Genomic DNA, 11,971 nt, shown 5'->3' with positions numbered 1-11,971 from the left:
GCGCCCGGCGCTACCGTTGCCGGCATGGAGATCTGGATCAATCCCGCCTGTTCGAAGTGCCGCAGCGCGGTGAAACTGCTGGACGAGGAGGGCAGGGACTACACCGTCCGCCGCTACCTGGACGACCCGCCGGGCGAGGAGGAGCTGCGCGCCGTGCTGGACCGGCTGGGTCTGGAGCCGTGGGACATCACGCGGACCCAGGAGGCGGCCGCGAAGGAACTGGGCGTGAAGGACTGGCCGCGCGACGCCGCGTCCCGCGACCGCTGGATCGCCGCCCTGGCCGGGCATCCGAAGCTGATCCAGCGGCCGATCATCACGGCAGACGACGGTACGGCCGTGGTGGGCCGCAGCGAGGAAGCGGTCCGGGACGTGCTCTCCCGCTGATGAAGCCCCGCCGGGGTAGGGGGTGCGGGGGTACGTCGCGGGGTTCCGGATCTGCGGCGCGGCGACGCCGCGCCGCAGCGCCCCCCTGCGGGCCGGACGGCCCGTCCGCGTCAGCGCGCGGCGGCGCGCTCGGTGTCCTGACCGGGCACGGCGCCGAGGGCGGCCTCCGCCCCGGCCAGGATCTCCGTCACCCGCCGGCCGAAGCGCAGGTCGCAGGCGTCCGGCGTGCCGCTGCGCACCGCGCGGAGCAGGGCGTCGAGCGCGTGGGCGAAGGACTCGGCCGGGGGCTCCTCGCGCTCGGGCAGCACGGCGACGCCGGCGGGCCCGCGCACCTCGGCGGTGACGCCCGCGGCGCCCGGCGGCACGGTGTGGCTGACGGTGACCGTACTGGAGGCTCCGCCGTGGTGCCGCAGCGTCAGGTGCACGGTGTCGCCGGGGCCGGCCACGGCCGCGACGTCGGCGACGTCGCCGAGCACCGGCAGCAGGACGGACAGCGCGTGCGGGCCGACGTCCCACAGCGCGCCCTTCTCCTTGCGCCAGGGTGAGGCCGCGTACGGGGAGTCGGCGCCGCCAAAGACCGGCGACAGCCAGTCGGCGCGGCCGAGCAGCCAGTCGCCCGCGGCAGCCCGGGCGTCGATCCAGCCGGCGGTGGTGGGGCTGAACCGCAGGGTGAAGAACACCACGGAGGCCACGCCCGCGCGTTCGGCGGCGGCGGCGACCTCCGCCGCGCCGCCGGGAGTGGTGGCGACCGGCTTGTCGAGCAGGAGGTGGCAGCCCGCTTCGGCGGCCCGTACGGCCAGGGGTGCCTGGATGTCGGGTGGCAGGGCGACGGCCACCGCGTCGCAGCCGGCGAGCAACGCGTCGACGTCGGAGTGGGCGCGGGTGCCGAACCGGTCCGCGAGTTCGGCGGCGGCTTGGGGCCGCCGCCCCCACACGCCGGCGAACTCCACGCCGGGGTGGGCGTCGAGCGCGGGCGCGTGCGTGGCGTGGGCCCACGGTCCGGTGCCGAGCAGACCGAAGCGGAGAGGTGCGGGCGGCGGCGCGCCGTGCGGGGTGCCGGGCAGGTCGTCGTGCGGCGTCGTCATCGGCATGCCGACAGCGTAGGCCGTCCCGTACGCCGGGCGGCGCGCCGCTTCTCGCGCGAGCGGCGCGCCAGCCGTGCCCGGGCCCTTTCACCTCCGGGCTCTTGCGGGGTTCGGGGTGTGTGTCGTCGGTGCCTTCCCCGGCCTACGCCGGGCTCCGGTCACGTGGCGCGGCCGCTCCTGGCTACCACGCCGACGCAGGCCACGCCCAGAAGGAAGGCGAGCCCGCCGACGATGATGTTGTTCCAGATGATGCCGGCGTCGGGACTGTCGCCGACCACCCAGGACGAGACGATGATCCATGCGCCCATCGCGCACATGGCCCAGCTCAGGCCGTACATCCGCTCCGGCGTCACGGTGAATCCGAGTGCCAGCAGGGCGATCGCGATGCCCATGATCAGGGCGTGCGTCGTCAGTGCGGGCTGATTGCCGGAGTAGTGCACCACCCAGGGGGACACGGCGCAGTACAGGCCGACGAGGAAGACCGGCCCGTCGACGAACGCCACGTCCCTTCCCTTGAGTACGCGGGAGTACCTCTCCCGCATCTCCATCGCGTCGGGGTGACCCGCCAGGTCTCCCCGGTGAGACACATCGGCCATCCGACTCGCCTCCTACTCGTGTCGCAAGTCCGACCGCGTGGTGCTCAGCCGGGCGACATATACATGTCGCCTTCTCCCATTGTGCGCGCCGGAACGCCGAAGAGGTATATACCCGGGCAAAAAGGTTGACCGGGTAACCACGTTCCCCGCCGGGGGTGGTGACAGCACCACCCCCGGCGGGGCGGCGGCATGCATCCGCACCAGCGTGAGCACGGCGGGCGTCGTGAGGAAGCCGACGCCCAGCAGCAGGAAGGCGAGCGAGACCACCGTGACGATGAACAGCGCGAGCGACACCCGAGCGGTGCACACTGCTCCTGCGCGACCCGGCCACCTGGCGCGACGTGCTGTGGCTGCTGGTGGACGCGGTCGCCGGTTTCGTCACGGCGCTGCTGCCGGTGGCGCTGATCGCGTACGGCGTCGAGGGGCTGGTGCTGCTCGCCGGGCTGTGGCACGCGGTCTCCGGCGCCTACTGGTACGCGTTCATCCCCGTCTCGGGCTTCGGCAGCGCGGTGCTGTGCGCCGCCCTCGGTGCGGCGCTGATCGCCCTCGGGCTGGTGGCCAATCCGGCACTGCTGCGCGCCCACTTCCACCTCGTGCGGGCGCTGCTCGCGCCGACGCGGGAGGCACGGCTGGAGCAGCGGGTGCGGCGCCTGGCCGAGACCCGCCACGACGCGGTGGACGACTCCGCGGCCGCCCTGCGGCGCATCGAACGGGACCTGCACGACGGCGCGCAGGCCCGGCTGGTCGCCATGGGGATGGACCTGGGCACCGCTCTGGCACTGATCGAGAAGGACCCCGCGGGCGCCAAGGCACTGCTGGCGCAGGCCCGTTCGTCGTCCGCGGCAGCCCTGACCGAACTGCGCGACCTGGTGCGCGGCATCCACCCGCCGGTGCTCGCCGAGCGTAGCCTCGCCGACGCGGTGGAGGCGCTGGCGCTGCACTGCTGCGTGCCGGTGGAGACCGACATCGACCTGCCCGGCCGGTACGGCGAACCCGTCGAGGCGGCAGCCTACTTCGCGATCAGCGAGGTGCTGACCAACGCGGCCCGGCACGCGGGCGCGCGACGCGTCTGGCTGGACCTGCACTTCGCCCCGGCAGCGGGCGGCGGGGGCGCGCTGTGCGTCGCCGTCACCGACGACGGACGGGGCGGCGCCGACCCGTCCGCCGGCAGCGGCCTGCGCGGGGTGGAACGCCGCCTGGCCGGGTTCGACGGCGTCCTCGCGGTGAGCAGCCCGCCCGGCGGCCCGACCATGGTGACCATGGAGGTGCCGGCCGCCCCCGCGGCGGAGCCGGTCAGTTCCCCTTCCGGGCACCGCCGTTGACCTGCACGATCTGGCCGGTGACGTGACCCGCGCCGGGCGAGCAGAGCCAGTGCACGGTCTCGGCGGCGTCCTCGGGGACGCCGGCCCGGCCGGTGTCGGTCTGCTCGACGAGGACGCGCCTGCGTGCGTCGGTCATCCCGCCGCGGAAGAACTCGGTGTCCTCGATGTAGCCGGGGGCCACGGCGTTGACCGTGACGCCACGCGGTCCGAGGGACCCCGCCAGGTCGTAGACGTACGGGTGCAGCGCGGCCTTTGCGGCGGCGTAGGAGCCGGTGCCGGAGCCGCGGAAGGCGGCGATGGAGCTGAGCAGCACCACCCGGCCGCCGGGCGAGGCGAGCGAATCGCGCAGCCCTTCGGTGAGCAGCACGGCGGTCAGCACATTGGACCGGAAGTTGCCGGTCCAGTGCGCGGCGGCGCCCGCCAGTCCCTTCGTCGCCTCCGCCGGAGCGCCGATCTCCACGTTGCCGCCGGCGTTGTTGACCAGCACGTCGACGCGGCCGTACCGCTGGGCCAGTTCCGCGCAGAGATCCTCGACCTGCGCGGGCTCGGCGAGGTCCACGGCCCGGGTGCTCACTTCGGCTCCCGCGACACGCGCCCGGAGGTCGTCCGCCGCCGTCTCCAGCACTTCCGCCCGCCGCCCGAGCAGCACGACCCGGTCGCCGTCCCGCGCGAAGCGCTCCGCCGTCGCCCGGCCGATGCCGGTGCCCCCGCCGCTGATCACGCTCACACGTGCCATACCCGGTGCTTCTCCTCCGTGCCCGATGTGTTCGATCCGCACACGCTATGTCACCGCGCGCCGCACCGCAGGGTCTTTCGGGGCCCGCCCGGCGACCCGCCCGCCGGGCCACGCGCCGGGGAGGTGGTGACGCCGTGACGGGCGGTACCGCGCGCGTCGTGCTCGCCGAGGACCTGTTCCTGCTGCGGGACGGCCTGGTGCGGCTGCTGGAGGCGTACGGCTTCGAGATCGCGGCCGCCGTCGACACCGGCCCCGGGCTGACCCGCGCCCTGGCGGAGGATGTCCCGGACGTGGCGGTGGTGTGGACGTACGACTGCCGCCGACCTTCACCGACGAGGGCCTGCAGTGCGCGCTGGCCGCACGCCGCGCCCGCCCGGGGCTGCCGGTACTGGTGCTCTCCCAGCACGTGGAGCAGCTCTACGCGCGCGAACTGCTCGCCGACGGCTCCGGCGGCGTCGGGTACCTGCTCAAGGACCGGGTGGTCGACGCGGAGCAGTTCGTGGACGCGGTGCGGCGGGTGGCCGCGGGCGGCACGGCCATGGACCCGCAGGTGATCCGGCAGCTGCTGTCCCGGCGCGAACGGGACGAGGGCCCGGTGGGCAGGCTGACGCCGCGGGAGCGCGAGGTGATGGAACTCGTCGCCCAGGGCCGCTCCAACGCCGCTGTCGCCGCCCAGCTGGTCATCACCGAGCGGGCGGTCGGCAAGCACACCTCCCAGATCTTCGCCAAGCTCGACCTGCCGCCCTCCGACGACGACAACCGCCGCGTCCTGGCGGTCCTCGCCTACCTGGACCGGGGCAGGCCCCCTTCCAGGGCCTGACGCCCTGTCAGAACACGCGCCCGGTACCGCTTAGTCTGGGGGACATGACCACCACACCGACCGCCGGTGCGCGCCGCAGGATGGGTGTCGAGGAGCGGCGGCAGCAACTGATCGCCGTCGCCCTGGAGCTGTTCAGCAGCCGCGCGCCGGAGGACGTGTCCATCGACGACATCGCGAACGCCGCCGGAATCTCGCGGCCGCTGGTGTACCACTACTTTCCCGGCAAGCAGAGCCTCTACCAGGCGGCCGTCCGGATCGCGGCGGAGGAGCTCGCGGGACGGTTCAGTGAGCCGCACGAGGGCCCGCTGAGCGGACGCCTGCTGCGCGTGATGCGCCGGTACTTCGACTTCGTCGCCGACCACGGCCCCGGCTTCTCCGCGCTGCTGCGCGGCGGCACGACCGTGGGCTCGCCGCAGACGGGCGCGGTCATCGACGAGGTGCGGCAGGCCGCGTACGAGCAGGTGCTCTCGCATCTGGGCATCGAGTCGCCCGGCCCGCGCCTGTCGCTCGTGGTGCGCTCCTGGGTGGGGCTGGCCGAGACCACCGCGCTGACCTGGCTGGACGGGCGGGAGGTGCCACGGCGTGAGCTCGAGGTGCAGTTGGTGCACGACTTCGTGGCGCTGGCGGCCGTGACCGCCGTGCACGACGAGGAGACGGCGGCCGTCGTGCGGCGGGTCGTGGAGCAGGAGCCGGCGGACGGCCCGCTCTCCGACCTCGTGGCCGGACTCCTCGCCCTCCTGCCCCACCCCACCGAAGCCCCGCACGGGCCGTAGGCCGAGGAGGGCGCTAGCGGTCCGAAGCGTCCGAGGCGTCCCGGCCGGAGGTGACGGCGAGGATCTCGCGGACCGCTGCGCGCAGGGTGGCGAAGTGACGGTGCACTCCGTCCACCGCCGCCGGGGTGTTGACACCCCAGACCGTCATCCCGGCGTCCAGCCCGGACCGCACGCCCGACGGGGCGTCCTCGACCACGAGGCAGTCCTCCGGAGCGGCCCCGAGGAGCGCGGCCGCCCGCAGGTACGGCACGGGCGACGGCTTGCCCTCCTCGACCGCTGCCGCGTCCACGAGCACCTCCGGCACCCGCAGGCCGGTCCGGGCGAAGCGCCCGCGGACCCGGTGCGCGTAGTTCGAGGTCACCACGGCCCAGGTCCCGGGGTGGAGGCTGTCCAGGAGTTCCGCGGCGCCGTCGAAGGCCGCGTACGTACCGGACCGGACGTCCTCGTCCTCCAGTTCGTGCAGCAGGGCCAGGCACTGCTGCGGATCACGGCCCGGAGCGACCTCCGCGAAGGTCTCCAGCGGCCTCGTCCGCACTGCCACCCGGTAGACCTCGTCGGCGTCCAGCCCGTGCCGCCGCGACCAGGTGCGCCACACGCGCCGCTGGTTGTCCACGGCGTCGATCAACGTGCCGTCGACGTCGAGCAGGACGTACTGCACGGCCACTCCACTCACCACTCTCCGCTCATGCCTCGCCGGGACGGCTCCCGCTTGGAGCCGTCCCGGCGAGGAAGGACCGCGGACGCGGCCCGTCAGCGGGCGGCGAACACCGCGACCGTACGTCCCGGCACCTCGAACGTGCCCGTCGCGGCGTCGAACTCCGCCGACTTCACGACCTCGTCCGAGCCACGGGCCTGGGCGGGGTGCAGGGCGAAGCCGCCGTCCTGCCACCCGTCGTCGGCGACCCGCCGGCGCTCGGGTGTCGCGTTGAGGACGACGACCAGGTCGCCGACCTCCATCGCGATCACCCCGGCGACCTGCCGGTCCGTCCCGGACAGCGGGAAGGACACGCGCTCCTGCACCCGCGCGGCCGTCCCCAGCGAGAAGGCGTCCTCTCGGGCGCGGATGCGCAGCAGGTCGCGGTACGCGCCCGACGCCCCGCGGATCTCCTCGCACCCCGGCGTCAGCGCGTCCCGCGTGAGCAGCGGCTTGGCGTACGGCCACTTGTCCTCGTTGTCCCACGCGGGGGGCAGCCCGCGGCCGAAGCCGTTGCCGTCGCGGCAGTCCCAGTGGATGGCGTTGAACCAGTCGCCGGAGTCGTAGGAGTTGCGGTCCAGCGACTTGGAGCGCAGCAGGTCGGTACCGGCCTGGCTCAGCGCCGGTCCCTGCGAGAGTGCCGCGGTCGCCATCGCGAGGACCTGCATGCGGGCCCGCTCCCCGGCCGTCGTGTCCTTCGGCAGCTTGTAGGCGAGCGCGTCGTACAGGCTCTCGTTGTCGTGCGCGTCCGCGTAGGCGAGCGCGTCGCCGGGAGCGTCCGCGTACCCGGCCGGCGAACCGTTGTAGTCGACCTCGGCTCCGGTGACCCGCTTCCCGCCCGAGTCGGTGAAGGCGTAGTCGGCGAGGTTGCCGGTGAGCCCGACCTTGATCAGGTCCTGGTAGTGCAGCAGGCGCTGCTTCTGCTCCTCCCGGGTGCCGTTGTTCTCCGAGTCGTTGGGGTCGGTGTAGAGGCCGGAGGCGAAGCCCTGCACGCCGGGGTCCTCGTCGAACGGGCCACCGCCGCGCACCGCGTCCCGTGCCCGGTCGGAGAAGGTGGCGATGCCGGTGCCGGCCATGTGCTTCTGCGTGGCCTGGGTGAACCGGGCGTCGTCCGCGACCTCGCCGAAGTTCCAGCCCTCGCCGTAGAGGATGATCGACGATCCGTCGACGCCGTCCTTCGCCGGCGTCAGCTCGTCCAGCGCCTCGCGCACCGCGACCATGTTCGCCTTCGGGTGGTGGCCCATCAGGTCGAAGCGGAAGCCGTCGATCTTGTACTCCTTCGCCCAGGTGACGACGGAGTCGACGACAAGCTTGCCCATCATGGTGTGCTCGGGCGCGGTGTTGGCGCAGCAGGTGGACGTGGCCACGGTGCCGTCGTCCAGCAGCCTCTGGTAGTAGCCGGGAACGATGCGGTCGAGCACCGACTTCCCGTCCTGCCCGGCGGCGTAGGTGTGGTTGTAGACCACGTCCTGCACGACGCGCAGGCCCGCGTCGTTGAGTCCCTGCACCATGCGCCGGTACTCGCGGGTGCGCTGCGGCCCGTCCGTCCGGGTGGCGTACGAGCCCTCGGGCACGGTGTAGTGCAGCGGGTCGTAACCCCAGTTGTACGCGTCCTCGCCGCGCACCGCGCCGACGCACTCCTGCTGCTTCGCCGAGTCGGCGGGCAGCGCGGCCAGGTCGCAGTCGGGTTCCTTCTGGTCGCCGCGCCGCTCGGGCGTGGAGGCGAGGTCGTAGGTGGGCAGCAGGTGCACGTAGGAGGTACCGGCCTTCGCCAGCTTCCGCAGGTGCCGCATGCCGTCGGAGTCCTCGTCGGTGAAGGCGAGGTACTTCCCCGGGTGGCGGTTGGTGTCGTCGGCGACGGAGAAGTCGCGGACGTGCAGTTCCTGGATCTGCGCGTCGCGCAGCGGCGTGGCAGCCGGCTTGTCCAGCTGCTCCCAGCCCTCCGGCTTCAGCTTCCGGTCCGACAGGTCGACGACCAGGCTCCGCTTCGAGTCGGTCGTCAACGCCGTCGCGTACGGGTCGGTGACCTTGTTGGTGACGAGCTTCTGCACCGTCGGCGCCCACACCTCGATCACGTACCGGTACGGCTTCCCCTCCCAGTTCCGGCCGCCGCGCACGCTCCACACGCCGGTGGCGTCGTCGCGCCGCATCCGCACCGTGCGGCCGTCCAGCTCCAGGGAGACCGTGCGCGCGGTGGGGGCCCACACCGACAGCGTGGGGCGTCCCCGGCCGTCGAAGACCGGGCCCAGCTCGGCGTCCTTGGCCCGGGCGCCGTACAGGTCGTCCAGCACACCGGGGAGCTGCACGCCGGTGGCGGCCAGCAGGGCGCCGTTCTGCGCCCGTTGGGTGGCGACGAGCTGGTTGCGGGTCGCCTCGTGCACCCGGTCGCGGTCGCGCGGATCGATGCGGAAGGCGGCGTAGTCCTCCAGGTGCGGGTACTGCGCGCGCTGCTCCTCGGTCAGCCCGCCCACGACCGGGGTGAGCCGGATCCACCGGCCCTCGTGGGACAGGGCGCCGTCCTCGATCCCGATGCGGCCTTTCGGGTCGTGGACGAGCTGCTCGCTGGTGGCGCCGGTGGCCTCGACGTTCCAGGCGACGGTGTCGCGGTCGATCCACTGCGCCTCGGCCTTGGTGAGGTCGAGGTCGGGTGCGCTGCCGCCGGCGGGGAGCAGGTAGCCGTCCTTGCCGCTGAGCTTCCACGCGACGCGGCCGTGGGTGGCGAAGTCGAGGGACTGGTCGGCGGCCTGATCCTTCTGGTCGCCCTTGTGCAGGATGTAGCTCAGTGATCCCGCGCCCTCGGCGAGCGGCACCTCGAAGGTGACGCCGAACGCGTCGCGGCCGGTGGGCTGCAGCGGCTCCGCCCAGTCGGTGGGGTCGGCGGCACCGGTCCAGGTGTGCAGGCCCCAGCCGTCGTAGTCGCCGTCGGGGCGGTGGTAGTGGACGACGGCGGTGTTCTCGTCCTGCGGCGGGTACGCGCCGTCGGGCGCCTCGGGCAGCGTCTCCTCGCCGCCCTGCCGCACCCACACCTCGCCGGTGCGGCCCAGGTCGATGCTGCGCTCCCCGCCGTCGGCCGAGCCGTCCTTCTCGATGCGGAAGTCGACGGCGCTCTCGCCGTCCGCGACGGTGACCCAGGCGAACGCGCCGTAGGCGTCCCGTCCGGTGAAGGGTGCGGTCCGCTCCCCCGCGGTGAACTGCCAGCCGTCGTAGTCGCCGTCGGGTCGCTGGTAATGGACGACCGCCCAGTCACGGTCCAGTGCGGACGGCGGCTGTTCGGCGGGCGGCTGCCCGGCGGTGCTGCCGGCCGTGTCGGAGGCGAGGCGGCCCTGCCGGTCCACGGCGACGGCCTTGTAGCGCAGCGGTGTTCCGGCGGCGACGTCGTCGCCGACGTGCTGGGTGACGCGGTACGGCGCGTGGTCGGCGGTGCCGAGGGTGCGCCACGTCCCGTCGCCGGCCTGGGCGGCGAAGACGACGCGGGTGAGGGGGCCGCCGTCCACGTCGGCGCTCAGCTCGACGGTGCCAGTGGCGCCGGCCTCGGGGGCGGTGAGGGTGACGGACGGCCCGTCCTCCGGCTCCGGCACCGGTTGCGCGGCGTGCAGCACCCGGGCGGACAGCGGGGGCACGGTGACCTTCACCGTGCCGTCGGCCTGGCTGGTGACGGGCTTGCCCTCCCCGTGGAGGGTGCGGAAGCGGGTGCCGGGCGAGGCCGTGTCGAGGGTGGCGGTCCGCTTCTCCTCGGCGTTGTTGACGGCGACCAGGTACTCGCGGGCCGGTGCGTCCTGCTCGGCGGGGAAGCGGGAGAAGGCGTACACGCCGGGGCCGTCGGCCGCGTGCCGTTCGACCTGCACGCCGTCGCGCAGCGCCGGGTGCTTCGTGGTGAGCTTCGAGAGTCGGGCGACGGCGCGGTACAGCGGGTGGCGGGTGTCGTAGGCGTCCTCGGCGTGGGTGCGGTCGGTGCCGAGCTGGTCGTCGTCGAGGTAGTCGGGGGTCTTCGAGGCGAAGAGGGTCTGGCGGGCGCCCTTGTCGCCGCCGGCGCCGGTGAAGCCCTGCTCGTCGCCGTAGTAGATCACCGGGTTGCCGCGGCTGAGGAACATCAGCTCGTGGGCGAGGGCGTCGCGGCGCAGCAGTTCAGCCTCGTCCGCGTCGGGGTTGTCCTGGCGGACGAAGGCGCCGATGCGGCCCATGTCGTGGTTGCCGAGGAAGGTGACCTGCTCGTAGGCGTTGGCCGCTTCGGTGGTGTAGCGGTAGTCCTGCGCGAACACCTCGGCCAGCTTCTGCGCGGAGCCGCCCTGGGAGGCGAAGCCGCGGGCGGCGTCCTGGAAGGGGAAGTCGAGGGTGGAGTCCAGCCGGCCCCGCGTCACGTACGGCGCGGTTGTCTTCACGTCGGAGGAGTAGACCTCGCCGAACATGAAGAAGTCGTCACGCCCCTTCTTCGCGGCGTACCGGTCCAGTGCGGTGGCCCACTGCGACCAGAAGTCCATGTCGACGTGCTTGACGGTGTCGATGCGGAAGCCGTCGATGTCGAAGTCGCGGACCCACCGCTGGTAGATCCGCTCCATGCCCCGCACGACCTCGGGGCGTTCGGTCCACAGGTCGTCGAGCCCCGCGAAGTCGCCGTATTCGCTGGACTCGCCGGCGAACGTGGAATCGCCGCGGTTGTGGTACATCGCCGGGTCGTTGAGCCACGACGGCACCTTGACGTCCCGCTCCGCCTCCGGCACGACGGGCGTACGCGGGAAGGAGCCCTCGTCCACCTTCGGGAAGGGCTTCCCGCCGGCGTAGTCGCGGTCGTCGAACGGTTTGCCGCCCTTCGTCAGGTAGGGGAAGGCGCCCTTGGACAGGTAGTCGTAGGACGCCGGCTCGTACCCGACGACGTCGGCGGTGTGGTTGGTGATGACGTCGAAGAAGACCTTCATGCCCTTGTCGTGGGCCGCTTCGATCAGCGTCTCGAGCTGTGCGTTGGTGCCGAAGTGCGGGTCGACCTGCGTGAAGTCGGTGATCCAGTAGCCGTGGTAGCCGGCGCTGGCGTTCTTCCCCTCGCCCTGCACCGGCTTGTTCTTGAAGATCGGCGCCATCCAGATCGCCGTCGTCCCGAGGTCCTCGATGTAGTCCAGCCGGTCGATGATGCCCTGGAGGTCGCCGCCCTGGTAGAAGCCCTTGTCCGTCGGGTCGAAGCCGGTCCGGAGGCGTCCGCCGGTCAGGCCGCCCTCGTCGTTGCCGGTGTCGCCGTTGGCGAAACGGTCGGGCAGCACGAAGTAGAACTGCTCGCGGGTGAGGTCGTGCCGCGTCACCTCAGCGGCGAGGGACTTGTCGGACGGCGGCGGTGGCGCCTTCTTCGCGGCCGCGGGTGCGGCGGCGGTGACGAGGGTGGTGAGAACGGCGGCCGCTATGCCCGCGGCCACCCCTCTGCGCGCGGAGGAACCGAGCACGGTGGCTCTCCTTCAGGGGCGGTGGAGGAGGGGGAGGGTGAGTGGCTGGAACGGGCCGCCCGGCAGCGGGGTTCGGAGCGTGCCGGGCGGCCCGGGTGGTGCGGTCCCGCCTCAGAGCGATCGGAGCGGGAGTGC

The 11,971-nt window shown here is 73.2% G+C and carries 7 protein-coding genes and 2 pseudogenes; 4 read left to right on the top strand and 5 right to left on the bottom strand.

Annotation, left to right across the window (positions count from 1 at the left end; translation table 11 throughout):
* Nucleotides 1-24 precede the first annotated feature (24 nt).
* Nucleotides 25-384: an arsenate reductase family protein gene (locus E4198_RS20565; RefSeq protein WP_136184459.1), complete on the top strand. Its 360-nt coding sequence runs from the start codon at nucleotides 25-27 to the stop codon at nucleotides 382-384.
* A gap of 110 nt (nucleotides 385-494) precedes the next feature.
* Here the strand turns inward: E4198_RS20565 and E4198_RS20560 are convergent, their stop codons facing one another.
* Both E4198_RS20560 and E4198_RS20555 read right to left on the bottom strand, forming a co-directional pair.
* Complete coding sequence (locus E4198_RS20560; protein ID WP_136185516.1) at nucleotides 495-1,469, bottom strand: Gfo/Idh/MocA family oxidoreductase; 975 nt, start codon at nucleotides 1,467-1,469, stop codon at nucleotides 495-497.
* A 158-nt stretch (nucleotides 1,470-1,627) separates the two neighbouring features.
* The gene (locus tag E4198_RS20555) at nucleotides 1,628-2,065 is read right to left on the bottom strand and encodes an SPW repeat protein (RefSeq protein WP_136184458.1); all 438 of its coding nucleotides are present in this window, start codon (nucleotides 2,063-2,065) and stop codon (nucleotides 1,628-1,630) included.
* Nucleotides 2,066-2,361: 296 nt separating this feature from the next.
* Between E4198_RS20555 and E4198_RS20550 the strand changes: the two are divergent.
* Nucleotides 2,362-3,387: pseudogene (locus tag E4198_RS20550) on the top strand (histidine kinase); the annotation flags it as partial.
* On the opposite strand, the gene E4198_RS20545 reads toward E4198_RS20550, so the two are convergent.
* Nucleotides 3,359-4,123 (bottom strand): SDR family oxidoreductase, encoded by a 765-nt coding sequence (locus E4198_RS20545; protein WP_136184456.1) that lies wholly within the window; start codon nucleotides 4,121-4,123, stop codon nucleotides 3,359-3,361. The pseudogene E4198_RS20550 and the gene E4198_RS20545 sit on opposite strands and share 29 nt — an antisense overlap.
* Before the next feature lie 203 nt (nucleotides 4,124-4,326).
* On the opposite strand from E4198_RS20545, the pseudogene E4198_RS20540 reads away from it, so the two are divergent.
* Nucleotides 4,327-4,943: pseudogene (locus E4198_RS20540) on the top strand (response regulator transcription factor).
* 44 nt (nucleotides 4,944-4,987) lie between these two features.
* Nucleotides 4,988-5,716, top strand: coding sequence for a TetR/AcrR family transcriptional regulator (locus tag E4198_RS20535; RefSeq protein WP_247597772.1), 729 nt, complete (start codon nucleotides 4,988-4,990; stop codon nucleotides 5,714-5,716).
* A 13-nt stretch (nucleotides 5,717-5,729) separates the two neighbouring features.
* Here the strand turns inward: E4198_RS20535 and E4198_RS20530 are convergent, their stop codons facing one another.
* Nucleotides 5,730-6,374: an HAD-IA family hydrolase gene (locus E4198_RS20530; protein ID WP_168711483.1), complete on the bottom strand. Its 645-nt coding sequence runs from the start codon at nucleotides 6,372-6,374 to the stop codon at nucleotides 5,730-5,732.
* A 92-nt stretch (nucleotides 6,375-6,466) separates the two neighbouring features.
* On the bottom strand, nucleotides 6,467-11,836 hold the full coding sequence (pulA, locus tag E4198_RS20525; protein WP_136184454.1) for a pullulanase-type alpha-1,6-glucosidase: 5,370 nt from the start codon (nucleotides 11,834-11,836) through the stop codon (nucleotides 6,467-6,469).
* Nucleotides 11,837-11,971: the final 135 nt, after the last annotated feature.

Origin of the sequence: Streptomyces sp. RKND-216, from assembly GCF_004795255.1 — a bacterium.
GTDB lineage: Bacteria > Actinomycetota > Actinomycetes > Streptomycetales > Streptomycetaceae > Streptomyces > Streptomyces hazeniae.
The sequence above is the reverse complement of the archived record's forward strand: the minus strand, read 5'-3'. Positions and strand labels throughout refer to the sequence as shown.

What these genes read in the sequence shown, in the direction of transcription:
- E4198_RS20560 (WP_136185516.1), bottom strand. Translation starts at nt 1,469, where the DNA reads ATGACGACGCCGCACGACGACCTGCCCGGCACCCCGCACGGCGCGCCG.
- E4198_RS20535 (WP_247597772.1), top strand. Translation starts at nt 4,988, where the DNA reads ATGACCACCACACCGACCGCCGGTGCGCGCCGCAGGATGGGTGTCGAG.
- E4198_RS20565 (WP_136184459.1), top strand. Translation starts at nt 25, where the DNA reads ATGGAGATCTGGATCAATCCCGCCTGTTCGAAGTGCCGCAGCGCGGTG.
- E4198_RS20545 (WP_136184456.1), bottom strand. Translation starts at nt 4,123, where the DNA reads ATGGCACGTGTGAGCGTGATCAGCGGCGGGGGCACCGGCATCGGCCGG.
- E4198_RS20555 (WP_136184458.1), bottom strand. Translation starts at nt 2,065, where the DNA reads ATGGCCGATGTGTCTCACCGGGGAGACCTGGCGGGTCACCCCGACGCG.